The sequence below is a fragment of the Spirillospora sp. NPDC048911 genome, from assembly GCF_043198015.1.
Lineage (GTDB): Bacteria > Actinomycetota > Actinomycetes > Streptosporangiales > Streptosporangiaceae > Spirillospora.
This window is the reverse complement of sequence record NZ_JBICUD010000002.1, coordinates 1,217,477-1,243,911: the sequence shown is the minus strand read 5'-3', so window position 1 is coordinate 1,243,911 and position 26,435 is coordinate 1,217,477. Positions and strand designations below refer to the sequence as shown.

Below are 26,435 nucleotides of genomic sequence, written 5' to 3'. Positions count from 1 at the left end.
CGTACGCTCCGCGCGACGGCGAGCCGACGCTTCCTGGCGGCGTCTTCCCTCGTCACTCGTTCCTCGCTCCTCAGTCCAGACACCGCCCGTCGGCTCGAGTGCACTGTCACGCTCCGCGCGACGGCGAGCCGACGCTTCCTGGCGGCGTCTTCCCTCGTCACTCGTTCCTCGCTCCTCAGTCCAGACACCGCCCGTCGGCTCGACGCCCCGGTCGAGGGCGGCCAGCTCGGCGTGCTTCTCGACGGTGACGTCGTGCGCCTCGAACCCCAGGCGGCGTGCGCCGGAGTCGGCGGCCAGCGTGGTGAGCACCTGTGCGGTCTGCCGTTCGACGAGGAGCTCCAGGTCAGGACAGACGGCGGCGGCCGTGCCCGCGTAGCGCGCGTCCGTCGCCAGCACCGCCGGCCCCTCCGCGCGGACGAGCAGCGCCGCGTTCGAGCTGGCCAGGCCGGTCAGGTAGCGGACGTTGACCAGCCGCGTGACCAGCAGGGCGTCGACGTCGTTCGCGGCGAGCAGGGCCGTGAGCCGCCCGCGCCTTGTCTCGTGGAGCTCCCCCATGGTCAGGACTCTAGTTGGTCACAGAACATGAAACATACTCGTCTTCCCCTTGTCCGCAGGGCACGGCTGCCCTACGTTGACGCCTCGAGTGATCGTTCCCATGCGGCCGGCGCTCCCCCGGCCTTCCCCCGAGGAGGACCCCCCTGTGACCGGAGTAAGCCGTCGAAGACTGCTCGGCACCGGCGCCCTGACGGCCGCCGCGGGCGCCGCGATGTCCGCACTCCCCGCCTCGCCCGCCCGCGCCGCCGCGGCCGCCAGCGCCGACGTGGTGATCGTCGGAGCGGGGCTGTCCGGCCTGACCGCCGCCCGCGACCTGGTCGCCGCCGGCCGCTCGGTGATCGTGCTGGAGGCCAGGGAACGTCCCGGCGGACGCGTGTACGGCCTGCCGCTCGGCGACGGCACGACGAGCGAGGGCGGCGCCGAGTTCATCGGGCCCACCCAGGACCGCATCGCCGCCCTCACCAGGGACATGGGCGTCGAGACGTTCCCCACGTACAACACCGGCAAGAACGTCTACTACCGCAACGGCAAGCGTTCCCTCTACGCCACCGACGGCATCCTCGGCGCGGTGCCGCCGGACTGGGGCGTCGTCGACCTGCAGCTGGCCCTCGTTTCCCTCGGCAACATGGCCAAGGAGATCCCTGTGGGCGAGCCGTGGAGGGCGCCCAAGGCAGAGGAATGGGACAGCCAGACGTTCTACACCTGGTCGCGGTCCAACTCTCTGAGCAGCGGCGCACGCTTCCTGATGGACGCGTTCATCAGCTCGACCCTGTCGGTGCGGTCGCGCGACGTGTCCCTGCTGTACGTCCTGAACTACATCGCCTCGTCGGGCAACGAGACCAACCCCGGGACCGTGGACCGGCTGATCAACACCAAGAACGGCGCCCAGGAGACGCGCTTCGCCGGCGGCTCCGAGCAGGTGCCGATCCGGCTCGCGGCCACCCTCGGCGACCGGATCCGCTACAACGCGCCGGTGCGGAGCATCGCGACCTCGGGGAACGAGGTCACGGTCACGGCCGACGGCGTCACGGTCACCGCCAAGCGCGTGATCGTCGCGATGTCGCCCGCCATCGCGGGGAAGATCGACTTCACGCCGACGCTGCCCGCGAGCCGGCTGCAGCTGATGCAGCGCTACCCGATGGGCTCGATCGCCAAGTTCGTCGCGGTGTACGAGACGCCGTTCTGGCGGGCGGACGGGCTGACCGGGCAGGCGGTGGCCGACAGCGGGGCCATCGACGCGACGTTCGACAACAGCCCGGCGGACGGCTCGCGCGGCATCCTGATGGGCTTCATCAACCAGACCAACATCCGGCGCCTGGACGCGGCCTCGCCCGAGCAGGTGAGGGCCGCCGGGATGGAGTCGTTCGTCAAGCTCTTCGGCGACAAGGCCAAGACGCCGGTGCGGACGGCCATGCAGCGCTGGGACAACGAGACGTGGAGCGGCGGCGGCCCGGTCGGCATCGCCCCGCCCGGCGTGCTCACCGACTTCGGCGCGGCGCTCCGCACCCCCTGCGGGCTCGTGCACTGGGCGGGCACCGAGACGTCCGGCTACTGGACCGGCTACATGGACGGCGCGGTCCGTTCCGGCGAGCGCGTCGCCAGGGAGGTCTCCGCCGCCCTGTGAGGCGGCGATCCGAAGCCCCGCTCCTGAGGGGAGCACTCTGAGGGGGGTGCTCTCCCCTGAACGTTCGCGTGGCGGCGTGCCGAGGGGGCGCGCCGCCACGCGGACAACCAGATCAGGACGAGCCGGGACGCGCGGGCGCGCCCCCCGGACACGCCCTGGCAGACGTGCCCTGGCGGACGCGCGCTCTAGAGGCCGGCGGCCATCTCCTTGACCTTCTCGATCAGGGCGAGCCGGGCCTTGTGGTCACCGGCGATCGGGCTGACGTTCAGCGTGGTGATGCCGGACTCCTTCATGGCGGCGAGGCGCTCGCGCACGTGCCCCTCGGAACCGATGAGGGACATCTTCTCCAGCAGCTCGTAGGGGACCTTGGCGGCGGCCTCGTCCTTCTTGCCGTCCAGGTAGAGGTCCTGGATCTCCTCGGCCTCCTTCTCCCAGCCGTAGCGGCGGCAGAGGTCGTTGTAGAAGTTCTTGCCCTTGGCGCCCATGCCGCCGATGTAGAGGGCGGCCATCGGGCGGCCGAACTCCAGGAAGCCCTGGACGTCGTCGCCGATGGCCAGCGGAGCCTGGCCGACGACGTCCAGCTCGCCGAGGGCGGCGTCGCGCTTGGCGCGGCCGGCCGCCAGCGAGGGGCCCCAGACGTCGGCGGCCTTCTCCGGCAGGTAGAAGATCGGCTGCCAGCCGTTGGCGATCTCGGCGGTCAGCTCGACGTTCTTGGGGCCGATCGCGGCGATCTCGATGGGGATGTCGGCCCGCACCGGGTGGTTGATCAGCTTGAGCGGCTTGCCGAGCCCGGTGCCCCGCTCGGCCGGGAGCGGCAGCGTGTAGTACTTGCCCTCGTGCTGGAGCCGCTCACGGCGCCAGACCTTGCGGCAGATCTCGACGACCTCGCGCTGGCGGCCGACCGGCGCCTGGTAGGGCACGCCGTGGAAGCCCTCGATCACCTGCGGGCCGGACGCGCCGATGCCGAGGGTGAAGCGGCCGTCGCTCACGTAGTCGAGGCCGGCCGCGGTCATCGCGAGCACGGTGGGGGTCCGGGAGTAGATGTTGAGGATGCCCGAGGCGATCTGCATGCGGTCGGTCTTGGCCGCGATGTAGCCCATCTGGCTCACGCCGTCGAAGCTGTAGGCCTCGGCCACATAGACGATGTCGAGACCGGCCTTCTCGAAGTCGGCCAGCTCGTCGGCGGCCTCCTTGAAGCCGCCTGAGTAGCTGAGCGGCATACCGATGCGCATCCCGGACTCCCTTTCCTAAAACCGAATCTGATTCAGTCGAACGTAACGTACCGCGATCCAGGCGACCGCCCCGCCACCTGGAGGAAACCGGTCTGGGGACCAGCCTGCGAACCGGTCCAGGGACCGGCCAGGCCGGTTCTAGGAGAACACCGGTCCGAGGAGGGCCGCCAGGGTCCCGCGGTACATGTCGGTACGGATCTTGGCGACGGTCGTGCCGTTCTTGGGCGCGAGGGAGGCGGCCAGCTCGACCGCGGCGGGCAGCACGTCCGCCTCGGCCGCGGTGCGCTGCACGATCCCGGCGGCCTGCGCCTGCTCGGCGGTGTAGCGGCGGCCGGTCAGCATCGCCTCGTGCGCGGCGCCCGGGGTGAGACGGGACTGGATCAGCGCGCTCATGCCGGGCGTGAAGCTCATGCCGAGGTCGACCTCGGGCAGGCAGAAGTAGCCGCGGCCGGTGCGCATGACCGCGAAGTCGTGGGCGAGCATCAGCATGCCGCCGCCGGCGAACGCGTGGCCGTTGACCGCGGCGACCGTGGGCAGCGGCAGCGAGAGGAAGCGGGCGTACACGGCGTTGACGCGCTTGAGGTAGTCCTCGAACTGGTCCTGGTTGGCGCCGAGCCACTCCAGGTCGAGCCCGTTCGAGTAGAACTTCCCGGTGCCGGTGGTCACCAGGGCGCCCGGCCCGTCGTTCTTCTCGACCGTGTCGAGGGCGTCGCCCAATGCGTCGAGGAAACCGGGGCTGAAGCGGTTCTCGTTGTCGTCGAACCGCAGGACGAACACGTCGCCGTCACGCTGGAGGTCGATCACGCCAGGACTCCTTCTTCTCCGATGCCGATCCCGACCTTACTCACCAGTAGCAGTGACGGCTAGGTATGACGTCCGTCATATCCCAGATTTTCTATGACGTCCATCATAGTCAAGGCGAGAAGCTTATGATGGATGTCATAATCAATGGTCATGGGGACCGACAGCCGGGAACGCATGGTGCGGAGCGCCGCCTATCTCTTCCGCGAGCGCGGGTACAGCGGCACGGCGTTCCGCGACGTCATCGCGCACAGCGGCGCCCCCCGGGGATCGATCTACCACCACTTCCCCGGCGGCAAGGTCGAGCTCGCCGAGGAGGCGGTCCGCTACGCGGGCGAGTTCCTCAACGCGGGCATCCAGACCGCCGCCGAGGGCGGCGACCCGGCGGCGGCGGTGGACGCCTTCGTGGGCTGGTGGCGCCAGGTCCTGGTCAAGAGCGAGTTCCGGGCGGGCTGCCCGGTCGTCGCGGTCACCGTCGAGTCCCATGACGACGCGCCCCAGCTGGCCCGCGCCGCGGCCGCCGCGTTCGACCGCTGGGAGGACACCCTCGCCACCTGCCTGGGCAACGCCGGCGTCCCCGACGAGCGCTCCGGCCGGCTGGCCCGCATGATCGTCGCCGCCGTCGAGGGGGCCACCATCCTCTGCCGCGCGCATCGCGACGTCCGCCCCCTCGACGACGTCGTGGCCGAGCTCAAGACCATGACCACCGCCGCCACCACCGACTGATCAGCAGGTCACCCAGTAGCCGGGCGAGGTCTGCTTGAGCGTGCTGTTGGTGAAGGTGTTCCAGAGGCCGAGCGGCTGGTTCGAGCCCTTCGCGTACGTCTGGCCCAGGCTGGCGTAGGCCCGTCCAGCGGTGGTGTGGCTGTAGTTGCTCGCGGTGATGCACTCAGGCGTAGGAGTCGGAGTGGGGCCGGGGCCCGTTCCGCCTCCGGCGCCGCCGAGTGCCTTCACCATGGCCAGGACAGAGACCATCTGCGGGCCGCTCTTGAGCGGATAGGCGGCGGACTGATACCCCCACCAATCCCAGCACCCGCGCGGATTCCCGGCCATGGTGGTGGCCTGCGGATAGAGCACGATCATGTTGTTGGTGTCGGCGTACTCGTTCAGGTAGCCCTTGTCCATGAGGGCGTTCCCGACGAGCCCGTAGTACTGGTAGCAACCGTGCAGCGTGACCATCAGCTTGCAGGAGGCGTTCTCGCACGCCGCCGGAACGTAGGCGAAGCCCTCGTTGCCCATGCTCACCGAGGCCGGGTTACCGCCGGGAACGTAGGCGCTCTGATCGAACTGGACGAGCTTGCCCGTCAGCGGCGACGTGGTGGCCGGCGCCACGGTGCCGAACAGATGGGTCAGCATCTGTTTCACCGGATCGGCGGTGCCGCACTTGTTGACGTAGGGGGACGTGGTCGAGCCGCAAGCGTTCGGGCCGATCGGGCTAACCCAGGCATGCCCAGCGCCAGACGTCTTGTCGTAGGCGACGTTGGCGCCGAGGTCCCGGTAGTAGGTGGCGAGATCGTCGTTGACGGCCGTCTTGACGGTCGCGTCGGCGGTGCCGTGGAAGAGCCAGACCGGGGCGCCCGACAGGCCCTGGACCGGGTCGAGACTTCCCGCCGCCGCCCGGTCCCGCGTCAGCTGTTCGAGCTGGGCGGGGGTCTTGCGCGGCAGCGTGGTCTCCATGCACGCGTACAGGGCGGTGCTCAGGTTGTTCTGGGCGCAGTCGTACGCGCCGGCGGAGAAGATGCCGGCGCCCTTGAAGACACTGGAATAGGCGACGTGGAGCTGGTTGGCCATGAAGCCGCCGGACGACAGTCCGCTGACGTAGGTGGCCGAGATGTCGTGCTCGGTGAGCGTGCTCCGGGTCGGTGGCGGCACCGACGCCCTCGCGACGGATAGGGATGCCATCAAGCTCAGAGCCGTCAGAACGACCAGGAGCACGGGCCTGATCCGCATGATCGCGCCTCCTCACGAACGGGATCCCGTCAGTGTGAAAGCCCGATGTGACCCAGGCCACGTCGCCCGAGCACATACTTGCCGCGCCTCGTGTGTGGCGGAGGCGCGGCGAGTGCGGCGTGCGGCGCAGGGTCGCGGGGTCGCAGGAGGCGCCGGCGTGACGCCTAGACCTTCTTCTCCGCTAGGAGCTCGGCTATGGCTTGGAGGGCCAGGACGTAGGACATGAGGCCGAAGCCTGCGATCGTTCCGGTGGCGACGCCCGCTACGACGGAGTTGTGGCGGAACTCCTCGCGCGTGGCGGGGTTGGAGATGTGCACCTCGACCAGGGGCGCCGTGCGCTGGGCGAGCGCGTCGCGCAGCGCGTACGAGTAGTGGGTGAACGCGGCGGGATTGAGGACGATCGGAAGCCGTTCGTCGGCGGCCTCGTGCACCCAGCGGACCATCTCCGCCTCGTCGTCGGTCTGCCGGACCTCGGCGTGCAGGTCGAGGTGGCGGGCGGTGTCCCGGCACAGCGCGACCAGGTCGTCGAACGTGGCGGCCCCGTACACGTCGGGCTCGCGCGTGCCCAGACGGCGCAGGTTGGGCCCGTTCAGGACGAGGACTCTGTTCATCGGTTCGCTCCGCTCCGGGCGTTCATCGGCCGACCTCCTGGTAAGCGGCGGCGAGCAGGTCTTCGCCCGGGCCCTCCAGCCGGCCGGGAGAGGCGACGGCGTCGAGCACGACGAAGCGGAGCGTGGCGCCGCGCGACTTCTTGTCGATGGTCATGGTGGCGCGGAGCTCCTTCCACGCCTCCGCCCCGTACGAGACGGGCAGGCCGACGGAGGAGATCACCTCGCGGTGCCGGTCGACGACGTCCGGCGCGAGGCGCCCGGCGAGGCGGGACAGCTCGGCGGCGTAGACCATGCCGATGGCGACCGCGTGGCCGTGCCGGAACCGGTAGTCCTCGGCCTTCTCGATCGCGTGGGCGAGCGTGTGGCCGTAGTTGAGGATCTCCCGGAGCCCGCTCTCCTTGAGGTCGGCGGACACCACGTCGGCCTTGACCTGGACGGCGCGTTCGACCAGCTCGCGGGTGTGCGGCCCGGTGGGCGACGCGGCGCCCGCCGGGTCGGCCTCGACCAGGTCGAGGATCACGGGGTCGGCGATGAAGCCCGCCTTGATCACCTCGGCGAGGCCGCTGATGTAGTCGTCGGGCGGCATGGTGACCAGCGTGGTGAGGTCGCACAGCACCCCGGCCGGCGGGTGGAAGGCGCCGACGAGGTTCTTGCCCTCGGGGATGTTGATGCCGGTCTTGCCGCCGACTGCGGCGTCGACCATGCCCAGCAGGGTCGTCGGGACGAGCACCGCCTTGACCCCGCGCAGCCAGGAGGCGGCGGCGAAGCCCGCCAGGTCGGTGGTGGCGCCGCCGCCCACGCCGACGACCGCGTCCGTGCGGGTCATGCCGAGCTGGGCGAACCGCGACCAGAGCCCGGCGAGCACGCCCACCTCCTTGGCCGCCTCTCCGTCCGGCACCGGCAGGGCGTGCACGGTGTAACCGGCCTGTTCGAGCGCGCCGCACACGGGCCGCGCGATCTCCGGCAGGCCTTCGGCGTGGACGACGGCCACGGCCTGCACGCGGTCGCCGAGCAGGCCCGGCAGCTCGCCGAGTACGCCGGCGCCGATGACCACGTCGTACGGCTCGGCGCCGCCGACGTGCACCCGGGACTCGGTCACGAGCGCTCCAGTTCCTTGACGATCTCCTCGACGAGCTCGGCGGGGTCGCGGCCGTCGGTGGCGACCGTGATCGCGGCGAGCCGCTCGTAGATCGGCAGCCGTTCCTCCAGCAGCTTGCGCAGCTGGCTGCGGGGGTTCATGACCAGCAGCGGCCGGGCCGAGGCGAGCCCGACCCGCTTGACCGCCTCCGACAGCCCTACCTGGAGGTAGACGACCGTGTGCCCGGCGAGCAGTTCTTGGGTCTCAGGGGCCAGGACGGCGCCGCCGCCGAGAGCCAGGACGCCGTCGTGCTCGGCCAGCGCGGCCCGCACCGCGGCGTGTTCGAGGGCGCGGAAGTGGTCCTCGCCGTCGTCGATGAAGATCTCGCCGATCGGCTTGCCGGCCGCGGTCTCGGTGTCGGCGTCGGTGTCGCGCAGGGCGACGCCCAGGCGCTCGGCCAGGGCCGCACCGACGGTGGACTTGCCCGAGCCGGGGGGCCCGATGAGGACTGCCTTGGGCCGCGTCATGTGAGTTCCAGCGTCATTTGATTTCCAGGGAGGACAGGTATCCCCGCACGTTGCGGGCGGTCTCCTCGATCGAGTCGCCGCCGAACTTCTCCAGCACGGCGTCGGCCAGCACGAGCGCCACCATCGCCTCGGCCACCACCCCGGCGGCGGGCACCGCGGTCACGTCGCTGCGCTGGTTGATGGCCTTGGCGGGCTCGCCGGTCCGGACGTCGATGGTGTCGAGGCGCCGGGGCACGGTGGAGATCGGCTTCATCGCGGCCCGGACGCGCAGCACGTCGCCCGTGGTCATGCCGCCCTCGACGCCGCCCGCGCGGTTGGTCCGGCGCCGGATGCCCCCGTCCGTCATGTCGATCTCGTCGTGGGCGCGCGACCCGGGCCGGCGCGCCGTGGTGAAGCCGTCGCCGACCTCGACGCCCTTGATCGCCTGAATGCCCATGAGGACCCCGGCGAGCCGGGAGTCCAGGCGCCGGTCCCAGTGCACGTGGCTGCCCAGGCCCGGCGGCAGCCCGTAGGCGAGGACCTCCACGACGCCGCCGAGGGTGTCGCCCGCCATCTTGAGCTCGTCGATGTGCGCGACCATCTCGGCCGACGTCCCGGCGTCGAAGCAGCGCACCGGGCTCTCGTCGACCGCCGCGAGATCGTCCGGGGCGGGCAGGGCGGCGTCCTCGGGCACGGCCACCTCGCCCAGCGCCACCACGTGGCTGAACACCTCGGCGCCGAGCGCCTGCCGCAGGAAGGCCTTGGCCACCTCGCCCAGCGCCACCCGCGCCGCGGTCTCCCGCGCGCTGGCCCGCTCCAAGATCGGCCGCGCGTCGTCGAAGCCGTACTTCTGCATCCCCACCAGGTCGGCGTGGCCGGGCCGCGGCTGCGACAGCGGGGCGTTCCGCGCCTGCGCCGCCAGGACGTCGGGATCGACCGGATCGGCCGACATCACCGTCTCCCACTTGGGCCACTCGGTGTTGCCGACCTCGATCGCGACCGGTCCGCCCTGCGTGAGCCCGTGCCGGACCCCGCCGAGGATCGTGACCTCGTCCTGCTCGAACTTCATGCGGGCGCCCCGCCCATGCCCGAGCCGCCGGCGGCGCAGCGCCTCGGCGATATCGCCTGAGGTCACGCGCACACCGGCCGGAAGGCCCTCCACGATCGCGGTGAGGGCCGGGCCATGGGACTCCCCCGCGGTCAACCAGCGCAGCATGCCGTCGATCCTAGTGACTCGGCGCCGGTGGGCGGAGCCGCGTCCGGCTGATGAGAACCACCGGAACGCCCCACCGCCGCCCTGCCGACGGGTAGCGTGATCACAACGAGACGTCCGAGACGGAGGTGGCGCGCCATGACGGACGAGGACTGGAAGCCGGTCGGCATCGACACCACCACCCCGAACGCCGCCCGGATGTACGACTTCTTTCTCGGCGGCAAGGACAATTTCCCCGCCGACCGCGCCGCGGCGGAGAAGATCCTGGAGTTCGTGCCGGAGGTGCACCACGTCGTCCGGCAGAACCGCGCGTTCCTCGCCCGCGCCGTCCGCCACCTCGCCGAGAACGGGATCCGCCAGTTCATCGACGTCGGCACCGGCCTGCCCACGCAGAACAATGTGCACGAGGTGGCCCAGGCCTTCGCGCCGGACTCCAGGGTCGTGTACGTCGACAACGACCCGGTCGTCCTGGCCCACGCCCGCGCGCTCCTGACCGGCGAGGGCACCGGGGAGGTCGCCGTCGTCGAGGGCGACCTGCGCGACCCCGAGAAGATCATGTCGGACCCCACGGTCCACTCCATGATCGACTTCGACGAGCCGGTCGCCGTCCTGCTCCTCGCCGTCCTGCACTTCATCCCGACGGAGCCCGCCGACCTGGTGCGCCGCCTCTGCGAACCGCTGGGGCCGGGCTCCTACCTGGTGATCACCCACGCGACGCCCCAGGACAGCCGGCTGGAGGACGTGCCCAAGGTGATGGACGTCTACAACTCCTCCACGGCCCCGGTGACCCTGCGCGACCACGACGAGATCCTGCCGTTCTTCGATGATTTCGACCTGGTCGACCCTGGCCTGGTCTACGTCTCCCAGTGGCACACCGACCCCGACCGCGTCCCGTCCGGCCCCGACCGTTCCCGCGCCTACGGAGGCGTGGCCCGCCGCCCCGTCTAGTCTCGAGGCATGTCCCCGGAGCAGGCGGCGCTGGCGCTCATGCGCCACGTCGCCGACACCGTCCCGGCGTACGCCGCGTTCCTGGCCGATCACGACATCGATCCAGCGGCCGTCACCGCCCTGCACGACGTACCGGTGACGACCAAGGACACCTACGTCCGCCGCCGCTACCCCCTCGCCGAGCGCTGCCGCGACGGAACGATCGGCGACATGATCGCCGTCTCCTCGGGCTCCACCGGCGAGCCGACGTTCTGGCCCCGCTCATCCACCTGCGCCCGTTCGCCGACCCCGAGTACTTCCCACCAGGCGTACAACACCGCTACACCCGTAGCTCCTTGCCGTAACAGCGGCTGGTTGGGGAGTCTCGGTAGTGGCCGAATTTGAGGACGAAGTGGCCTAGGGGGCCTCGAATTCGGCGGGGTCCGTGGGGGTCTCGTCCTCGCTTCCGTAGCGCAGGACGTACTCCTGCTGGACCTCGGCGATCAGCTTCGCCGCGATCGGGTCGTCGTAGGCGCAGGGCACTAGCTCCATGATCGAGAGCGTAGGCGTTTCAGGCGATTTGGGGCCAGTCGAGGATTGCTGCCAGGTCGCGGATGTCGGCCAGGAAGCCCAGGCGGTTGGCGCGGATGGTGGGGTTTTTGTCCATCACCATGACGTCGTCGAAGTAGGCGTCGATGGGCTCGGCTAGGGGGAGGGTGGCGGCGGTGAATTCGGGGAGGGTCGCGTAGTGCGGGAGCTCCGTGCGGACGCGGACGAAGGTGTCGTAGAGGCGTTGTTCGGCTTGTTCGGTGAAGAGGGCGGGGTCGTATTCGGGGTTTGTGTTTTGGGGGACGATGCGGAGCACTCTTTGGAGCGCGGTTGTCAGGCGTTGGAAGTGGGAGTCGTTCAGGAGTTTGCTTAGGTCACCGGCGGCTCGTTCGGCGTAGGCGGGTGAGCCGGCGTGGGGCATGACCGCGCGGACTACCTGGATCGGGTGGCCTTCGTCTATGAGGGACTGTTCCAGGCGGCGGGCTACGAATTGGGTGGCTTCTGTGAGGGCCTCTGGGGGGACGTCGACGGGCTGGTTGCGGGCCGCGATCGCCAGGCCCTCGTCCACGGTGACCGCCGCCAGGCGGGGGTTCGTCCGCAGGATCGCGGTGAGCGCGAGGGCGGCGCGGCGCAGGCCGAACGGGTCGGATCCGCCTGTGGGCGCGGAGCCCACGGCGAAGAGGCCGGCGAGGAGGTCGAGGCGGTCGGCGGCGGCGAGCAATGACCCGGCGATGCCGGTGGGGAGCACGTCACCGGCCGAGCGGGGCAGCTCCATCTCGTAGAGCGCCTGCGCGACGTCTTCGGTTTCGCCGGCACGGCGCGCGTACTCGCGGGCCATCGTCCCGGCGAGGCTGGACAGCTCGATCACCATGGACGTGGCCAGGTCGAACTTCGCCAGCTTTCCTGCGCGGCGGACGACCTCGAACTCCTCATTGGCCAGGTCGACATGGCTCGAAAGCTCGTTGGCGATCGCACGGATGCGGGCGGCGCGGTCGGCCATCGAGCCGAGACCTTCGGCGAAGGTCAGCTTCTCCAGGCCGCTCTTGAGTGCCTCGGGCTTGCTGCGCAGGTCGTGCTGGAAGAAGAACGCGGCGTCCTCGTAGCGGGCGCGCAGGACGGCGGCGTTGCCCGTGGCAACCGCAGTGGTGTCGCAGGCGCCGTTGGCGACGGTGACGAAGTACGGCAGGAGGTTGTTCGTGGACGAACGCACCGGCAGGTAGCGCTGGTGCTTCTTCATGACCGTGGTGAGGATCTCTTCGGGCAGCGTGAGGTAGGACTCGTCGAATGCGCCCAAGACGGCTGTGGGCTTTTCGATGAGGTTGACGATCTCTTCGACGAGGGCCTGCTCGGCGGGGAAGTCGATGGTGCCGCCCGAGGAGCGAGCGAGTTCTCCGGCGGTCTCGATGATCTCGGTGCGGCGGCGGTCGATGGCGGGCTCGATGCCGTTCGCCCGGAGGGTCTCCAGAAGGGCGGCGGCGGCCGGGACGGAGACCAGGGGCTCGGCGGCGGTTCGGTGCACGCGGGTGATTCGGTCGGTCCTGAGGCCGGCGATGCTTGCGGGGACTACGTGCTCGTCCAGCAGCGCCACGAGCCAGCGGATGGGGCGGCTGAACGAGAGGCCTGGAGTGTTCCACCGCATGTTGCGGTCGGCGCGCAGGCTCTTGACCAGGCGGGGAATGAGGTCTGCCAGCACCTCGGCGGCGGGGCGGCCGGTGACGGCGCGGGTGAGCCCGGCGTACTCGACGTCGCCGATCATGACCGTGCCGACGTCGGCGGGGTCGACTCCCTGGCCGCGCGCGAAGCCCTGCAACGCCTTGGTCGGGTTGCCGTCGGTGTCGTACGCGGCCGAGAGACGCGGGCCCTTGACGACCTTCCGGGTGTCGGGCTCCCGGGGCTGGAGGTCGGTGACCAGCACGATGATCCGGCGGGGCGTGGCGGCCGTCTCGATCTCGGACGCGTCGGTGATGAGCCCGCTCTCCTCCAGGCTCTGGCGGAGGGCATCGGAGACATGGGCGGTGGTCGGGGCCACCTCGTGCGGCGGGAGCTCCTCGACTCCGATCTCGAACGCGAAGGTGCCGGGCTCGGAGATCTCCGGAAGGGCGGCGGGCGTGTTCTCAGGTGGCCGCTGGATCGTGGCGTTGCCCAGGGGGTGGTCCAGTTCGGCCCGGCGTTCGACCCATAGTTCTGCCACCTCGTGCGCCAGGCCGCGCATGCGGGCGAACGCGCGGGCGCGCTCGGTCGTGCCGATCGCGCCGCGCGAGTCGAGGACGTTGAAGGCGTGCGAGCACTTCAGGACGTAGGAGTGCGCGGGGACGGGCAGCCGGGCGTCCAGCATCCGGCGCGCCTCGCCGGCGTACGAGTCGAAGAGGCTCCGGTTGGTCTCGATGTCGGCGTCGTCGAGGTAGTAGCGGCTCATCTCGTACTCGGACTGCCCGAACGCCTCGCCGTAGGAGATGCCCGGCGCGTACGCGATGTCCTTGAAGTGGGAGACGCCCTGGAGCGCCATGATGATGCGCTCCATCCCGTAGGTGATCTCGACCGAGACCGGGTCGAGCGTCAGCCCGCCGGACTGCTGGAAGTACGTGAACTGCGTGATCTCCAGCCCGTCCAGCCACACCTCCCAGCCGAGGCCCCACGCGCCGAGCGCCGGGGACGCCCAGTTGTCCTCGACGAACCGCACGTCGTGGGCGTCGAGGTCGATCCCGAGGGCCCGCAGGCTGCCCAGGTAGAGCTCCTGCGCGTCGCCGGGCTCCGGCTTGAGGATCACCTGGAACTGCGTGTGCGTCTGCAGCCGGTTGGGGTTGTCGCCGTACCGCGAGTCGTCGGGGCGGACGCTGGGCTCGACGTACGCGACGCGCCAGGGCTCGGGGCCGAGCACGCGCAGCGCGGTCGCCGGGTTGAGGGTGCCCGCGCCGACCTCGGTGTTCATCGGCTGGGTGACGAGGCAGCCGTGCCCCGCCCAGTAGCCGGTCAGCCTGATCAGCGCGTCCTGCATGGTCAGCACGGGGGTCCTCCGGAGGGCGACGGGTTCTCAGCGTACGGCGGTCACCACCCGGCGGGGGGTCACCGCCCGAGACCTCGCCTGATCGCCACCTCGACGGGCGAGTACGCCCCGTCGGCGCGCTCGATGTCGAGCTCGCGCCCGGCCGCCGGGAGGAGCGGCGGCTGTGCCATGAACCGCGGCTCGGTGCCATGGTGCGGCTGGGCCGCGTGCACGACGAACGGGTGGCAGAGGTACACGTCACCGGCCTGGCCCGTCGCGTATGCGACGGGACGATGGTCGCTGGCGGACACGGCCTTGCCCGCGAGCTCCATGAACGGCAGGCCCCTGTCCCCCGCCGGTTCGAGGATCGGCGGGACGTCCAGGTGCGAGCCCACGCGGATACGTGTGGGGGCGTCGTCCTCGCTCACGTCGGAGAAGAGGAAGAGCATCAGCAGCACCCGCCCCTTGGAGAAGACGTTCGTCCGCCAGGTCATGAAATTGGCGGGGTCGTCACCTTGGAGGCTGGCCTCGACGTGCCAGCCGTCGTCGCCGGGCTCCTCGTCGCTGGGAAAACGGACCGGGAAGGTGCCGAGACCGCCCTGCGGCTGCCAGCGGCCCTCGCCCACCAGCGCGTCGAACGCGGCGTGCAGGCGCGGCGTGTTGGCGGCCCGCCGGAAGGGCTCCTGCGCGTAGTGGCCGAGCCGCACGACGGGCGTGGTCCAGGTGGAGCAGTCGTTCGGATCGGCTCCGGTGTCCCGCCAGAGGATCTCGCGGCACTCCGCGACGAGGTCCTGCGGGACCGCTTCGGCCAGCCGTACGAAGCCGTCCCGGATAAAGGTCTCTGTCTGCGCGCCATCGGGCATGATCCTCAGCATGCCCGCCGGTGGCCGCATCCGGCCAACCATTTTTCAGGCGTGGACGAGAACGGCGAGCAGGGCCCCGAGCAGGAGGAACGGCCCGTACGGCAGCTCGGACTTGCGCCCGGTGCGGCGCGCGGCCAGCAGCCCGGCCGCGACGAGCCCGCCGATCACGAACGTGGCGACGACGCCGAGCAGCCAGGCGTCCAGGCCGAGCCAGCCGAGATAGAGGCCGAGGACTCCGGCGAGCTTCACGTCACCGAGGCCGATCGCGCTCGGCATCAGGAACCACTGGACCGCGAACAGCGCCCAGAGCGCCGCGAGCCCTATCAGCGCGTGCAGGAAGCGGCCGCTGCCGCCGTCGGTGAACGGCGCCGCCGCCCCCAGCAGCGCCGCGCCGACGCCGTACGAGGGAAGCGTGAGCGGGTCGGGCAGCCGTTTGATCGCCACGTCGACGAAGCCGAGCGCCGTCCCGACCGTCCCGAGGCAGAGGAACGCGGGCAGGGCGGGTTCGACGCCGACGCGCCAGGTCAGGAGGGCGAGAACGGCCGCGCAGACGAGTGCGGCCGGGACGGGCCGTGCGCGCAGCGGTTCGGTCCAGTCGGCCCGAAGCGACCAGACCCGGGGGGGTGCCTCCACGGAAAGCGACCCTAGCGGGCGCCGCCGCGCAGCACGGTGAGCTCGACGCCGCCGACGATGCGGCCGCGCAGCAGCTCGGCGAGGCGGTCGGAGACGCGCTGGACGGTCTGCCGCTCGTCGTGGCCGGGCACGACGGCGAAGCGGATCGCCAGCTCGGCGGCCTCGCCCTTGCCGATCTTCACCCCGCTGACGGCCGGCTCGGAGCCGAACGCGGCCTCGATCGCGGCGAGCATCTCGGGGTCCTCGTGCGGCGGCGGGATCGGCCGGCCCTCGGCCAGCAGGTGCAGGCGCAGCCCGTCGACGGCGAACGGCACCGGGCCCGCGACGTCGACCACGAGCGCGTGGGCGCCCTCGTCGAGCGCGGCCAGGCAGGCCTGCCGCGCGTGCACCGCGACCGGCCGGGCGTCGGGCCGCCACGCCTGCAGCGTCTCGGTGGAGGTGAACCCGAGCACGCCGCGCCGGCCGTCCTCGCCGACGAGCGTGGGCAAGGCCATGTCGCTGGACTTCTCGCGGCGGAGCTCGCCCGGGGCGACCGCCTCCTCCTCGGTGAGCACGGCCACGACGGGCACGAGCAGGCGCGAGTCGTAGAGCTCCGCGAGCACCGCGTGCTCGCCGACGCGCCCGCCCGCGTATCCGGCGAGGGCCTCGGCCAGCCGCGGGTCGGCGCTGCCGTCGTCCGCGGGGAACTGGGGTTCGGGAATGGTCTTACCTGACACGGCAGAGAGGCTATAGCCTCCCGTGACCGCACCGGGTACCTACTTCAATACTCTCCGATATCGATCGGTTCGTCATCCCAGGTCGGCGATGGCGGCGACCGTGCCGCCGCCGGACGGCCCCTGGTGCACGGCGGCGACCGACACGAACACCGCCGGGTCGCCCGTGACCGAGGCCGCGACGCCGCCGACGCACGCCTTGATCTGGCGGTGCCAGTGCACGTCGGAGTCGTCGAGCATGATGTTGCGGCGGCCCCGGACCGAGCCGCTCGGGTCGGCCTCGCACTTGATGAAGACGTTGACGAGCCGGTCGCCGAGATCACTCAGGTGCGGCCGGTCGGGCAGGTCCAGGCCGGTCGAGCGGATCGCGTCCCAGACGCCGTCGGCGTCGAGCGCGTCCTTCATCACACCGTGCCCGGCGCGGTAGCGGCCGCCGATGCCGCGCACGTTGCCGACGACGACGATCTGCGCCCGGTCGAGCTCCACGCCCGACGAGCAGGACGCCACCGACGAGTAGAGCGACAGGTCGCGGTGGATCTGCTCGGCGGCGGGCGGCTCGATCTCGCCGAGCACCACGGCGATGCCGAGGGCGGTGGTCGAGTTGGAGATGTCCATCGACTTGAGCGTGTCCTCGGTGACGACGCCCTGGCCGCGGCGCTTGGCGTCGTTGATGGTGTCGAGGGTCAGCAGCGGCGTCTTGGTCTGGACGTAGTGCACGTCGGCCGCGTCGTCGATCCCGGCGATCTTCATGGCCGCGCGGACGCCGGCGGCGACCTTGTCGACCATCGCGGGCCGCCCGATGTCCTCGGGCAGGATGACGTCGCTCATCGCGACGCCCACCGACAGCCGCGGCTCATCAGAGGCGGGCACCGACGCGGGGTCGACCGTGGCGAAGACGGTCGCGTGCGGGCTGAGCACGCCGTCCGTGCCGCCCGACCACACCAGCGGGACGCCGCGCACCTCGTCCTCGGAGCGGGTGCCCTTCGCGAGCAGCACCTCGCGGAACGCCCGGTCGGCGAGGATGCGCGTGTAGTCGTTCACGCCTCCGTTGCCCTCGGTCTTGCCCACCACCGCCAGCACCCGGTCCGCCTCGATGACGCCGTCGTCGATGAGACGGGCCAGCCCGGCGGCGTCGGTCACGCTCTCGATGGGGATCTTGCGGACTTCGATCGGATCGGGCACGTCGCGTCACTCCTCGCGTTCGATGATCGTCCCGGCCTTGCCCTCGACCGCGTCGGTGATCCGGTCGAGCGAGGTGATCGCCGCGCGCCGGCCGCCGCCGGCCATGAAGCGCAGCAGCGCCTCCACCTTCGGCCCCATGCTGCCACCAGCGAAGTGCCCGGCGGCGGCCAGCGTGCGCAGTTCGGCGGCGGTCGTCCGGTGGAGCGGGCGGGCGCGCGGCGTGCCGAACCCCACCATCACGTGCTCGACGTCGGTGGCGATGACCAGGGTCCCGGCGCCGAGCCGCCGGGCGAGCAGCTGCGCCGCCAGATCCTTGTCGACGACGGCCTCGACGCCGGCGAACGCCCCGTCCGCGCGGACGACCGGCACTCCCCCGCCGCCCGCCGCCACCACGATGTGCCCCGCCGCCAGCAGCACCTGCGCGGCGTCCGCGTCGAGGATCTCCAGCGGGTCGGGCGAGGCCACCACGCGCCGCCAGCCGCGCTCGCCGAACGACTTCCAGGACTGGCCGATCGCCATGAACCGCTCGGCCTCCGCCGCCGGGAAGTACCGCCCGACCGGCTTGACAGGGTCGGTGAACCCGCGGTCGGCGGCGTCCACCAGCGTGCGCGTGACGACCGTGGCGACGGGCCGGGACACGCCGCGGGCCGCCAGCGCCCGGTCCAGCGCGTTCATGATCAGCACGCCGATCGTGGCCTGGGTCTGCGCCCCGCACCAGTCCAGCGGCACGGGCGGCACCACATGCGCGGCGAGCTGGTTCTTGATCAGCAGATTGCCGACCTGGGGGCCGTTCCCGTGCGCCAGCGCCACCTGCGCGCCGGCCGCGACGAGGTCGGCGACATGCTCCATCGCCGCCGCGACCGCCGCCGCCTGCGCGGCCGGGGTGGCGCTGCCGTCCGGCGCGGTCATGGCGTTGCCGCCGAGGGCGATCAGGACCCGCTCACCGTCGAGCCGGTTGGTGTTCACGCAGTGAAGTTATCCACGAAACGGCCGGTGCTCATGGGCGGAATCCGCCCAAGGAGCACCGGCCGTTCGGCAACTCTGGCCCGATTGACAGGACGGCGTCAGGGCCGGGCCCCGAGCGCGTTCACCCAGCCCATGGCCTCGTAGGTGATCGTGAGCGACGGGCGCCCCGCCGAACGGCGCGCCTCGTACGACAGGAGCCGTCCGGTCTCCGGCGAGACGATCAGCCGGTACTCGGTGATGGCGTCGCCGCTGACGTGGGTCTGCTTCCCCTCCGGGGGCATCGCCACCGCGACGCCGCGACGGCCCTTCTCGTCCGTGACCCCGCCGACCAGACGCAGGCCGGGCTGCTTCGCCAGCACCTTGAACATGGCCGCGCGAGTCCCCGGCTTGATCGGCCCCGCCAGGAGATCCTGCGCGGTGCTCCACACGTACTGCGGGAAGCTGTCCTGAAGCGGGTACTTCGGGTCGTTGACATCCGCCTCGTACCGGCGGCGGAGCTCGGCCGTCAGGGCGCCCGCCTCGGTGGGCAGCTTCGACAGCTCGGCGAACGTCAAGGTCCGCTGGCCGATGGTCAGCCGCATCGGCTCGTGGTAGTCGTTGACGTGCCGCTTGGCCGACCACGGTTCGAGCTCGGGCGAGCCCATCTTCTTCCACTTCGCCTCGTCGGCGGGCGACGCGAAGGTGGTCGTACGGTCGATGCCGACGATCGCCCTGGTGACATCGCCCTTGTCGCGGGCGAGCCAGTCCTCCTGGGTGTGCGAGACGTACGCGAGGAACTGCGCCTTCTGCTTGGTCTTCCTGGGCCGTCCAGTGCTCTTGTCCATCCGGAGCATGAGGTCTCCGGCACGTGACGTCGTGCGCTCCCGGTGGTACCAGTAGCGGGCGGGCTTGGCCGGTTCGCGCTCGGCCGCCTGGGCGGCGGCGAGGAGGACGCTGCGCGCGTCGCTGTACGGGGCCGCCTGCTCGCGGCCCGGCGGCTTCGTCGAGGAGCCGTCGCCCTGGTCGGTCACGACGATGACACCGGCGGCGGCGCAGGCCGCCGCGGCGACCCCCGCGATCAGGAGCACCGGCCGCCGCCGCGACCGGCCCGGCACGACGCCGTCCCGCGCGTCGGTGACCGTGTCGGCCCGCATGGCACGCGCGAGGTCGCTGTCGCGGCGCCGGTGGTAGGCGTGCTCGGCGTCGTCGTCCAAGGCCGCGGGCCGCAGGGCCTGGAAGATCTTGTCGGGGTCGGTCGTGGGAGGCATGGTCGCTCCGGAGTTCATCGGGCCGCCTCCTTGGCGACCGGTGTGGATACGGGACGCCGGGCGCCCGCGGGACCGGCCGCGGGGCCGTTCTCCAGGGCCTTGGCGAGGCGTTTGCGGGCGCGGTGCAGCCGGACGAAGAACGCGGCGCTCGAACAGCCCACGACCTTCGCCGCCTGCCGTGGATCCAGCCCGTGCCAGTTGACGAGCGAGAGCACTTCGAGGTCGCGTTCGGACAGGCCCGCGATGGCGGCGAGGGCGGTCTCGCGTTCGACGACGTGCTCGGCGACGTCCCACGCGGCCAGGTCGGCGGGGCCCGTCAGCTCCGCGATCCGCTCGGCCAGCACCCGCCGCCGGTGGTGGTGGCTGCGCTGCTTGTGCAGCAGGTTGCGGGCCACGCCGAGCAGCCACGGCAGCGGCGGCTCGGCGATATCGCCCAGCCTGCGCCACGCGACGAGGAACGTCTCGCTCGCGATGTCCTCGGCGGTGTGCGGCTCGGCATGGGTGAGCGCGTACGCGAGGACGCGCCGGTAGTTCTGGTCGTACAGCCTCGTGAACCGTGATTCGGGGTCACCCACAAGGCCCTCCGCTCCAGGGGGTCGGGATCATTGACATGAGGTAGTCCCTCGGGGACGCCTCCGTTTACATCCCGGCCGCGAAAAAGATCAGCCCGCGGAGATCAGTGGAGCGCGCGGAGCCGCTCCACCGCCTCGTCGATGACCTCGTCCTTCTTGCAGAACGCGAACCGCACGAAGGGCGCGCCGGCCTCGGCGTGGTCGTAGAAGACCTGGGTCGGGATCGCGACGACCCCCGCCTTCTCCGGCAGCGCCCGGGCGAGCTCCATGCCGTCGGTGAAGCCCAGCGGCCGGATGTCGGCCTGCACGAAATAGGTGCCCTGCGGCCGGTAGGTCGCGAACCCGGCCGCCTCCAGCCCGGTGATCAGGCGGTCCCGCTTGGCCTGCAACGACGTGCGGAGGTCTTCCACCCAGGGCAGCTCGTTCCGCAGCGCGTAGGCCGTCGCCCGCTGCCACGGGCCGCCCGTCGCGTAGGTCACGAACTGCTTGACCGTCTGCACGGCCCTGATGAGGGGGGCGGGCGCGGTCACCCAGCCGGTCTTCCAGCCCGTGACGGAGAACGTCTTGCCCGCCGAGGAGATCGAGACGGTGCGTTCCCGCATGCCGTCGAAGGTGGCCAGCGGGATGTGCGGGGCGTCGTCGAACGTCAGGTACTCGTACACCTCGTCGGTGATCGCGATCAGGTCGTGCTCGCGGCACACCGCCGCGATCACTTCGAGCTCCTCCCGCGTGAACACCGTGCCCGCGGGATTGTGCGGCGAGTTGACGAGGACGACCCGCGTGCGCGGCCCCACCGCCGCCCGCAGCTCGTCCGGGTCGAACGTGAAGCGCCCCTCGACCGGCCGCAGCGTGACCGGGCGCCTGGTCGCCCCCGCCAGCGCGATCGTGGCCGCGTACGAGTCGTAGTAGGGCTCGAAGACGATGACCTCGTCACCGGGACCGGCCAGCGCGAGCACCGACGCCGCGACGCCCTCGGTGGCGCCCACGGTCACGAAGACCTCGGTCGCCGGGTCGAACTCCAGCCCGTACCGCTCCAGCCGCTGCGCCGCGACGGCCTCGCGCAGCTCGGGCAGGCCGGGGCCGGGCGGGTACTGGTTGCCGCCGGACCGGATCGCCTCGACGGCGGTCTCCAGCATCTTGGGCGGCCCGTCGGTGTCCGGGAACCCCTGGCCGAGGTTGATCGATCCCGTGGCCACGGCCAGCGCGGACATCTCCGCGAAGATCGTGGTTCCGAATCCCTGCATGCGCGGTACGAGCGGCTCTCCCACGCCGTCCACCTTAGGGTGTGCCCTCGAGCGAGACGGCCTCGAAGTCTCCGTACCGCCGCCGCAGGCCTCGGCGGCCGCCGCCGGCGCGATCAACGTACGCTGGAGGACATGCGCGTAGCCCTGTGTCAGATCGTCGTCGGCGACGACCCCAAGGACAACCTGCGGACGGCGCTGGACGCCATCGCCGAGGCCGCGGCCACACCGGGCGGCGCCGACCTGGCGGTGCTGCCCGAGGCCACCGTGGTGCGCTTCGGCAACGACCTCGCGGCCGCCGCGGAGCCCCTCGACGGGCCGTTCGTCACCGCCCTGCGCGAGGCCGCGCGCGAGCACGGCACCGCCGTCGTCGCGGGCGTCTTCGAGCCCGCACCCGAGGGCCGCGTGTACAACACGGTCGTCGGTATCGACGCCACAGGTGCCCTCGCCGGCGCGTACCGCAAGATCCACCTCTTCGACGCATTCGGCGACCGCGAGTCGGACGACGTCGCGCCCGGCGGCGAGCCGGTGGTCCTCGACCTGGCGGGCACGCGGATCGGCATCATCACCTGCTACGACGTCCGCTTCCCCGAGCTCGCCCGCGCCCTGGTCGATCGGGGCGCGGAGATGCTGGTCGTCCCCGCCGCGTGGGCGCAGGGCGTCTTCAAGGAGGAGCACTGGACAACCCTCGTCCGGGCCCGCGCGATCGAGAACACGGCCTGGGTGGTCGCCGTGGACAAGGCCCCCGACCGGACGCGCCCGCCGCGCGGCGCCCCCGGCGGCGTGGGCCGCAGCCAGCTCATCGACCCGATGGGCACGGTGGTCGCGGACCTCGGTCCCTTCCCCGCCGTCCGCGTCGCCGACCTGGACCCCGCCGTCACGGCCCAGGTCCGCAAGTTCCTCCCCGCCCTCTCCCACCGCCGCCCCGACCTCTTCTGACGGTCAGCCCGCGACGGAGATGACGCGGCCGACGGAGGCCGGGTCGTCCAGCGCGTCCAGCAGGGCCGTCGCGAGGTCGGCCCTGCTGATCGAGAAGCCGCCGGGGACGTTGCGGTCGACGGCTTTGCGGTAGGAGCCCTTCGCGGGCTTGTCGGTCAGCCGCGGCGGGCGCACGATCGTCCACTCCAGGGCGGCGGCGCGGAGCTGCCGCTCGGCCACGCGCATGTCGTCGAACGCGTGCTTGAGCAGCCGCTGCAGGATCAGCGGCTTGACCACGTACCGGGTGAACGGGTCGTCGCCGGGGCCCGCGGCCGGCCCGCTCGCGCTGACCATGATCAGCCGCCCGCCGCCGGCGGCGTCCATGGCGGCGATGACGCTCCGGGAACTGTCCGCGCAGACGGTGGTCGGGGCACGGCCCGCACGCGTGCCGACGGCGGTGATGGCGGCGTCGCACTCCTTGACGACGGCCGCGATCGACAGGGGGTCCATGACGTCGGCCTCGACGACCTCCGCCCGTTCCCGCAGCTCGGCGGGCAGCCGGGACGCGTCGCGCACCACCGCGATGACCTCGTGGCCGGCGCCCGCCGCCCGCCGCACCACCTCGACGCCCGTCCCGCCCGTCGCTCCGAAGACAGCGATCCGCATGCCGACCCCTCCTGGTTAGTGAACATTCACTCACCCCTTATCCTGGGTAAGTATTCACTCACCTGTCAAGCGGGGGGCCGATGAGCGCGCGGGAACGGATCCTGGACGCGGCCGCGGAGATCATGCGGACGCGCGGGGTCGCGAGCACCACCACCAAGGAGATCGCGCGTGCCGCGGGCTGCTCGGAGGCGCTGCTCTACAAGCACTTCCGCGACAAGGAGGAGCTCCTGACGTACGTGCTGAGGGAGCGCATGCCCGCGTTCGCCGGGATCCGGCGGCCGGGCGAGGCCACCGTCGAGGAGAACCTGGTGGCGATCGCGCACGGGGCGCTCCGGTTCTACACGCGCTCGTTCCCGATGATGGCGTCGATGGCGGCGCAGCCGGTCCTCATGGCCGCGACCCGCGAGTCCATGAAGAAGTACGACGCCGGGCCGCAGCACGCCGTCGAGTGGCTGGCGGGGTATCTGGCCGGCGAGCAGCGGCTCGGCCGCGTCTCACCGGACGCCGACATCGAGACGATGGCCGCCCTGCTGATGGGAGCCTGCTTCCAGCAAGGTTTCCTGCATTACGTCCGCGAGGGCGTGGACGGCGACGAGGTCCCCCGGTCGCTCGCCGAGAGCCTGGTCGGCGGCGTCCTCCCCGTCCTCACCCCCGGTCACGGTTCCTGACGAAGTCGATGTCCTCGGGCTCGCGCCCGGGCCAGGTGAGACGGGTGACCGCCGGAGGCGTCTCGGCGATGACGCGGCCGCGCGACACGACGTGGCTCGGCCGGGTCTGGCGGCGGACGGCGTCGTAGGGGGACGTGGCGGGCAGCACGACCAGGTCGGCGGGACGGCCCGGCTCGATGCCGTACGCGTCGCCGAGGTGGAGGACGCGGGCCGCGCGCTCGGTCACCATGGCGAACGCCTCGTCGATCTCGGCCGCGCCCGTGAGCTGCGCGGCGGCGATCCCTACGAGCGCGACCTGCAGCGGTGAGGCCGTGCCGAGGGGGAACCACGGGTCCATCACGTCGTCGTGCCCGAACGCGACGTTCACCCCTGCACCGAGCATCTCCTTCACCTGCGTGAGGCCGCGCCGCTTCGGGTAACCGTCGAAACGGCCTTGCAGGCAGAGGTTGGCGAGCGGATTGCAGACGAGGTTGATGCCCGAGCGGGCGAGGATCCGCTGGAGCTTGTAGGAGTAGGCGCCGTTGTACGAGCCCATCGCGGTGGTGTGCGACGCCGTGGCCCCGCCGCGGAGCCCGCCGCGGCGGGCGAGCGTGGCCAGCACCTCCACGAACCTCGACTGCTCGTCGTCGATCTCGTCGCAGTGCGCGTCGACCAGCAGCCCGTGCCGCTCGGCGAGGCCGAAGGCGATCTCCAGCGACCGGACGCCGTCCTCGCGCGTGTCCTCGAAGTGCGGGATGGCGCCGATGACGTCGACACCGCGCCGCGCCGCCTCCTCCAGCAACTCGGCCCCGTTCTCGAACGAGCAGATGCCCTCCTGCGGGAACGCCACGAGTTGCAGGGTGAGAACGTCACGGACCTGGTCGCGCACTTCGAGCATGGCGTCCAGCGCGACCAAACCGGGATCGGTGACGTCGACATGGCTGCGGACGTGCAGGACACCGTTCGCCGCGTACCACCGCAGCACCTCGGTGGCCCGGGAGATCACGTCCTCGCGGGTGAGCGTCCGCTTGCGTTCGCTCCAGACCGCGATGCCCTCCCACAGCGAGCCGGAGGCGTTCCAGCGAGGTTCGCCCGCGGTCAACGTCGTGTCGAGGTGAACGTGCGGCTCCACGAACGGCGGGCTGACCAGCGCGCCGCCCGCGTCCAGCAAATGCTGCCCGGCCCCCTCCCCCGCCGGTACGACACGCCCGAACCTGTCTCCCTCGATCTCGATGTCGCAGAGGTCGTCTCGGCCCTTGAGACGCGCGTTGCGAACGACGTGAGTCATGAGGCGTCCCCGAGGGTCTCGCGGAGGCGGGTTTTCACTACCTTGCCCATGGCGTTGCGGGGCAGGGTCTCCACGAGGTGGACGACGCGAGGGCGCTTGTGGGCGGAGAGACGTTCGGCGACGAAGTCGATCAGCTGCTTCCCCGCCACGCCTTCGGCGACGACGAAGGCGGTCACCTGCTCGCCCAGGTCGGCGTGCGGAGTGCCGATGACGGCGGCTTCCCGTACGGACGGGTGTGCCAGCAGCGCGTTCTCCACCTCTCCGGCACCGATCCGGTAGCCGCCGCTCTTGATGAGATCGGTCGAGGCCCTGCCGACGATCCGGTGCCAGCCGTCGGGCCCGATGGTGGCGATGTCGCCTGTACGGAACCAGCCGTCCGCTCCCAGCGCCTCCGCGGTCGCCTCAGGGCGATGGAGATATCCGCTGAAAACCATCGGCGCGCGCACATAGAGCTCGCCAGGCGTCTCGCCATCGGAGGGGCCGGGCACACCGCCCTCGCCTACGAGTTTCGTCTCCACGCCAGTGAGGGGCATGCCCACGTAACCGGGCCGCCTTTCGCCGTCAGCGCGCGCGCTCACGGTGATGAGGGTCTCGGTCATTCCATAGCGCTCCACTGGACGGTGACCCGTCAGCGCCTCCAGACGTTCGAACACAGGGACCGGCAGGGGCGCGCTACCCGAGACCAGGAGTCGCGCGCCGCGCAGTTCCTCTGCTGCGGCCGGGGCGTCACAGACCCGCGACCAGACGGTCGGCACTCCGAAGTAGAGCGACCCGCCGCGCGAGCGCGCCGCCGCGTAGGCCTCGGCACGCGGACGTCCGGTGTGCACGAGCGGCGAGCCGACCCGCAGCGCCCCCAGAACTCCCAGGACCAGCCCATGGACGTGGAAGAGCGGGAGGCCGTGCACGACCACGTCCTCGGGCGTCCACGCCCATGCCTCGGCGAGCGCGTCGAGACCGGCGGCGATGGCGGCCCGGGAGACGAGCACGCCCTTGGGCGCGCCCGTCGTGCCGCTGGTGTAGAGGATCAGCGCCGGCCCGTCGGCCGGGGGGAAGAGCTCGGGGCCGGCGGCGGCGACCCGGTCCACCGGGACGACGGGCGGCGCCTCCCCCTCGTAGGCGCCGCGCGCCGCCAGCACGAGCCGGGCGCCCGAGTCCCGGAGGATGTGGTCGCGTTCGGCGGGGCCGGAGTCGGGCGGCAGCGGCACCACCGGGACGCCCGCCAGCAGCCCGCCCACGACGGCCGCGATCGTCTCCAGCGTCGGCGTGGCGTGGACCGCGACGACGTCCGCGCCCCGGATCTCTGCCGCCACGCCCGACGCCCGGCCGAACAGCTCCTCCCGCGACACCGCCCGGTCACCGACCCGTACGGCCTCGCCGTGGCCGGCCCCTTCGCCGCCGAGCAGATCCATCATTCGTCCCTCCGGAGTCCCGTGCGCCCGAACCCATCAGTATCTGGTTCTGCGAGTATTC

27 protein-coding genes are annotated in these 26,435 nt (G+C 71.6%); 6 read left to right on the top strand and 21 right to left on the bottom strand.

The window, feature by feature from the left end; translation table 11 throughout:
* Positions 1-555, bottom strand: a 555-nt coding sequence (locus tag ACGFNU_RS13100; RefSeq protein ID WP_392593052.1) for an aminopeptidase P family N-terminal domain-containing protein, incomplete at its 3' end; no start/stop codon positions are given.
* A 145-nt stretch (positions 556-700) separates the two neighbouring features.
* Here ACGFNU_RS13100 and ACGFNU_RS13095 point away from each other — a divergent pair.
* Positions 701-2,179, top strand: a complete 1,479-nt coding sequence (locus ACGFNU_RS13095; protein WP_392593050.1) for a flavin monoamine oxidase family protein — start codon at positions 701-703, stop codon at positions 2,177-2,179.
* Positions 2,180-2,364: 185 nt separating this feature from the next.
* Here the strand turns inward: ACGFNU_RS13095 and ACGFNU_RS13090 are convergent, their stop codons facing one another.
* Positions 2,365-3,411 carry an LLM class F420-dependent oxidoreductase gene (locus ACGFNU_RS13090; protein WP_392593048.1) on the bottom strand — a complete coding sequence of 349 codons (1,047 nt, stop codon included), beginning with the start codon at positions 3,409-3,411 and terminating at the stop codon, positions 2,365-2,367.
* 138 nt (positions 3,412-3,549) lie between these two features.
* Complete coding sequence (locus tag ACGFNU_RS13085; protein ID WP_392593047.1) at positions 3,550-4,215, bottom strand: enoyl-CoA hydratase/isomerase family protein; 666 nt, start codon at positions 4,213-4,215, stop codon at positions 3,550-3,552.
* A 150-nt stretch (positions 4,216-4,365) separates the two neighbouring features.
* On the opposite strand from ACGFNU_RS13085, the gene ACGFNU_RS13080 reads away from it, so the two are divergent.
* Positions 4,366-4,938 carry a TetR/AcrR family transcriptional regulator gene (locus tag ACGFNU_RS13080; RefSeq protein ID WP_392593045.1) on the top strand — a complete coding sequence of 191 codons (573 nt, stop codon included), beginning with the start codon at positions 4,366-4,368 and terminating at the stop codon, positions 4,936-4,938.
* Here the strand turns inward: ACGFNU_RS13080 and ACGFNU_RS13075 are convergent, their stop codons facing one another.
* The 5 genes from ACGFNU_RS13075 to aroC form a co-directional block, all read right to left on the bottom strand.
* Entirely contained in the window at positions 4,939-6,162 is a 1,224-nt protein-coding gene (locus ACGFNU_RS13075; protein WP_392593043.1) for a prolyl oligopeptidase family serine peptidase, read from the bottom strand.
* Between the two features lie 164 nt (positions 6,163-6,326).
* Positions 6,327-6,773, bottom strand: coding sequence for a type II 3-dehydroquinate dehydratase (gene aroQ / locus ACGFNU_RS13070; RefSeq protein ID WP_392593041.1), 447 nt, complete (start codon positions 6,771-6,773; stop codon positions 6,327-6,329).
* A gap of 22 nt (positions 6,774-6,795) precedes the next feature.
* Positions 6,796-7,872: a 3-dehydroquinate synthase gene (gene aroB / locus ACGFNU_RS13065; protein WP_392593039.1), complete on the bottom strand. Its 1,077-nt coding sequence runs from the start codon at positions 7,870-7,872 to the stop codon at positions 6,796-6,798.
* Entirely contained in the window at positions 7,869-8,378 is a 510-nt protein-coding gene (locus tag ACGFNU_RS13060) for a shikimate kinase (RefSeq protein WP_392593037.1), read from the bottom strand. Before ACGFNU_RS13060 ends, aroB begins: the two co-directional genes overlap by 4 nt.
* Before the next feature lie 13 nt (positions 8,379-8,391).
* The gene (aroC, locus tag ACGFNU_RS13055) at positions 8,392-9,573 is read right to left on the bottom strand and encodes a chorismate synthase (protein WP_392593035.1); all 1,182 of its coding nucleotides are present in this window, start codon (positions 9,571-9,573) and stop codon (positions 8,392-8,394) included.
* 135 nt (positions 9,574-9,708) lie between these two features.
* Here aroC and ACGFNU_RS13050 point away from each other — a divergent pair, with 135 nt between their 5' ends.
* Together ACGFNU_RS13050 and ACGFNU_RS13045 are read left to right on the top strand one after the other, a co-directional pair.
* Positions 9,709-10,518, top strand: coding sequence for an SAM-dependent methyltransferase (locus tag ACGFNU_RS13050; protein ID WP_392593033.1), 810 nt, complete (start codon positions 9,709-9,711; stop codon positions 10,516-10,518).
* 9 nt (positions 10,519-10,527) lie between these two features.
* Positions 10,528-10,902 carry a hypothetical protein gene (locus tag ACGFNU_RS13045; protein WP_392593031.1) on the top strand — a complete coding sequence of 125 codons (375 nt, stop codon included), beginning with the start codon at positions 10,528-10,530 and terminating at the stop codon, positions 10,900-10,902.
* A gap of 12 nt (positions 10,903-10,914) precedes the next feature.
* Here ACGFNU_RS13045 and ACGFNU_RS13040 read toward each other — a convergent pair whose 3' ends face one another.
* The 10 genes from ACGFNU_RS13040 to ACGFNU_RS12995 form a co-directional block, all read right to left on the bottom strand.
* On the bottom strand, positions 10,915-11,049 hold the full coding sequence (locus ACGFNU_RS13040) for a hypothetical protein (protein WP_392593029.1): 135 nt from the start codon (positions 11,047-11,049) through the stop codon (positions 10,915-10,917).
* 19 nt (positions 11,050-11,068) lie between these two features.
* Positions 11,069-14,041 carry a glycine--tRNA ligase gene (locus ACGFNU_RS13035; protein WP_392593521.1) on the bottom strand — a complete coding sequence of 991 codons (2,973 nt, stop codon included), beginning with the start codon at positions 14,039-14,041 and terminating at the stop codon, positions 11,069-11,071.
* A 68-nt stretch (positions 14,042-14,109) separates the two neighbouring features.
* Positions 14,110-14,892: a phytanoyl-CoA dioxygenase family protein gene (locus ACGFNU_RS13030; protein ID WP_392593027.1), complete on the bottom strand. Its 783-nt coding sequence runs from the start codon at positions 14,890-14,892 to the stop codon at positions 14,110-14,112.
* Positions 14,893-14,937: 45 nt separating this feature from the next.
* A complete protein-coding gene (locus ACGFNU_RS13025) occupies positions 14,938-15,525 on the bottom strand; it encodes a prepilin peptidase (RefSeq protein ID WP_392593025.1) in 588 nt (195 codons plus the stop codon).
* Between the two features lie 11 nt (positions 15,526-15,536).
* The gene (locus tag ACGFNU_RS13020) at positions 15,537-16,241 is read right to left on the bottom strand and encodes an SseB family protein (protein ID WP_392593023.1); all 705 of its coding nucleotides are present in this window, start codon (positions 16,239-16,241) and stop codon (positions 15,537-15,539) included.
* Between the two features lie 72 nt (positions 16,242-16,313).
* Positions 16,314-17,420, bottom strand: a complete 1,107-nt coding sequence (locus ACGFNU_RS13015; RefSeq protein WP_392593021.1) for a ring-opening amidohydrolase — start codon at positions 17,418-17,420, stop codon at positions 16,314-16,316.
* Positions 17,421-17,426: 6 nt separating this feature from the next.
* Complete coding sequence (locus ACGFNU_RS13010; protein WP_392593019.1) at positions 17,427-18,386, bottom strand: carbamate kinase; 960 nt, start codon at positions 18,384-18,386, stop codon at positions 17,427-17,429.
* A gap of 98 nt (positions 18,387-18,484) precedes the next feature.
* Complete coding sequence (locus tag ACGFNU_RS13005; RefSeq protein ID WP_392593017.1) at positions 18,485-19,651, bottom strand: CU044_5270 family protein; 1,167 nt, start codon at positions 19,649-19,651, stop codon at positions 18,485-18,487.
* Complete coding sequence (locus tag ACGFNU_RS13000) at positions 19,648-20,208, bottom strand: RNA polymerase sigma factor (RefSeq protein ID WP_392593015.1); 561 nt, start codon at positions 20,206-20,208, stop codon at positions 19,648-19,650. The genes ACGFNU_RS13005 and ACGFNU_RS13000 overlap by 4 nt, the downstream gene beginning before the upstream one ends.
* 101 nt (positions 20,209-20,309) lie before the next feature.
* Complete coding sequence (locus ACGFNU_RS12995; protein WP_392593013.1) at positions 20,310-21,473, bottom strand: pyridoxal phosphate-dependent aminotransferase; 1,164 nt, start codon at positions 21,471-21,473, stop codon at positions 20,310-20,312.
* Positions 21,474-21,581: 108 nt separating this feature from the next.
* Here ACGFNU_RS12995 and ACGFNU_RS12990 point away from each other — a divergent pair, with 108 nt between their 5' ends.
* Entirely contained in the window at positions 21,582-22,385 is an 804-nt protein-coding gene (locus ACGFNU_RS12990) for a carbon-nitrogen hydrolase family protein (protein ID WP_392593011.1), read from the top strand.
* A gap of 3 nt (positions 22,386-22,388) precedes the next feature.
* On the opposite strand, the gene ACGFNU_RS12985 is transcribed toward ACGFNU_RS12990, so the two are convergent.
* The gene (locus ACGFNU_RS12985; protein ID WP_392593009.1) at positions 22,389-23,030 is read right to left on the bottom strand and encodes an NAD(P)-dependent oxidoreductase; all 642 of its coding nucleotides are present in this window, start codon (positions 23,028-23,030) and stop codon (positions 22,389-22,391) included.
* Positions 23,031-23,110: 80 nt separating this feature from the next.
* Between ACGFNU_RS12985 and ACGFNU_RS12980 the strand changes: the two genes are divergently transcribed.
* Complete coding sequence (locus ACGFNU_RS12980; RefSeq protein ID WP_392593007.1) at positions 23,111-23,698, top strand: TetR/AcrR family transcriptional regulator; 588 nt, start codon at positions 23,111-23,113, stop codon at positions 23,696-23,698.
* On the opposite strand, the gene codA is transcribed toward ACGFNU_RS12980, so the two are convergent.
* Entirely contained in the window at positions 23,676-24,965 is a 1,290-nt protein-coding gene (codA, locus tag ACGFNU_RS12975) for a cytosine deaminase (RefSeq protein ID WP_392593006.1), read from the bottom strand. The two genes, ACGFNU_RS12980 and codA, sit on opposite strands and share 23 nt — an antisense overlap.
* Positions 24,962-26,377 (bottom strand): acyl-CoA synthetase, encoded by a 1,416-nt coding sequence (locus ACGFNU_RS12970; protein WP_392593004.1) that lies wholly within the window; start codon positions 26,375-26,377, stop codon positions 24,962-24,964. Before ACGFNU_RS12970 ends, codA begins: the two co-directional genes overlap by 4 nt.
* Positions 26,378-26,435 lie beyond the last annotated feature (58 nt).

Excerpts from the sequence above, each read along its gene's own strand:
- ACGFNU_RS13045 (WP_392593031.1), top strand. The coding sequence starts at position 10,528 with ATGTCCCCGGAGCAGGCGGCGCTGGCGCTCATGCGCCACGTCGCCGAC.
- ACGFNU_RS12980 (WP_392593007.1), top strand. The coding sequence starts at position 23,111 with ATGAGCGCGCGGGAACGGATCCTGGACGCGGCCGCGGAGATCATGCGG.
- ACGFNU_RS13080 (WP_392593045.1), top strand. The coding sequence starts at position 4,366 with ATGGGGACCGACAGCCGGGAACGCATGGTGCGGAGCGCCGCCTATCTC.
- codA (WP_392593006.1), bottom strand. The coding sequence starts at position 24,965 with ATGACTCACGTCGTTCGCAACGCGCGTCTCAAGGGCCGAGACGACCTC.
- ACGFNU_RS13030 (WP_392593027.1), bottom strand. The coding sequence starts at position 14,892 with ATGCCCGATGGCGCGCAGACAGAGACCTTTATCCGGGACGGCTTCGTA.
- ACGFNU_RS13050 (WP_392593033.1), top strand. The coding sequence starts at position 9,709 with ATGACGGACGAGGACTGGAAGCCGGTCGGCATCGACACCACCACCCCG.
- ACGFNU_RS13090 (WP_392593048.1), bottom strand. The coding sequence starts at position 3,411 with ATGCGCATCGGTATGCCGCTCAGCTACTCAGGCGGCTTCAAGGAGGCC.
- ACGFNU_RS12970 (WP_392593004.1), bottom strand. The coding sequence starts at position 26,377 with ATGATGGATCTGCTCGGCGGCGAAGGGGCCGGCCACGGCGAGGCCGTA.
- aroQ (WP_392593041.1), bottom strand. The coding sequence starts at position 6,773 with ATGAACAGAGTCCTCGTCCTGAACGGGCCCAACCTGCGCCGTCTGGGC.
- ACGFNU_RS13060 (WP_392593037.1), bottom strand. The coding sequence starts at position 8,378 with ATGACGCGGCCCAAGGCAGTCCTCATCGGGCCCCCCGGCTCGGGCAAG.
- aroC (WP_392593035.1), bottom strand. The coding sequence starts at position 9,573 with ATGCTGCGCTGGTTGACCGCGGGGGAGTCCCATGGCCCGGCCCTCACC.
- ACGFNU_RS13075 (WP_392593043.1), bottom strand. The coding sequence starts at position 6,162 with ATGCGGATCAGGCCCGTGCTCCTGGTCGTTCTGACGGCTCTGAGCTTG.
- ACGFNU_RS12985 (WP_392593009.1), bottom strand. The coding sequence starts at position 23,030 with ATGCGGATCGCTGTCTTCGGAGCGACGGGCGGGACGGGCGTCGAGGTG.
- ACGFNU_RS13035 (WP_392593521.1), bottom strand. The coding sequence starts at position 14,041 with ATGCAGGACGCGCTGATCAGGCTGACCGGCTACTGGGCGGGGCACGGC.
- ACGFNU_RS13040 (WP_392593029.1), bottom strand. The coding sequence starts at position 11,049 with ATGGAGCTAGTGCCCTGCGCCTACGACGACCCGATCGCGGCGAAGCTG.
- ACGFNU_RS12990 (WP_392593011.1), top strand. The coding sequence starts at position 21,582 with ATGCGCGTAGCCCTGTGTCAGATCGTCGTCGGCGACGACCCCAAGGAC.
- ACGFNU_RS13005 (WP_392593017.1), bottom strand. The coding sequence starts at position 19,651 with ATGAACTCCGGAGCGACCATGCCTCCCACGACCGACCCCGACAAGATC.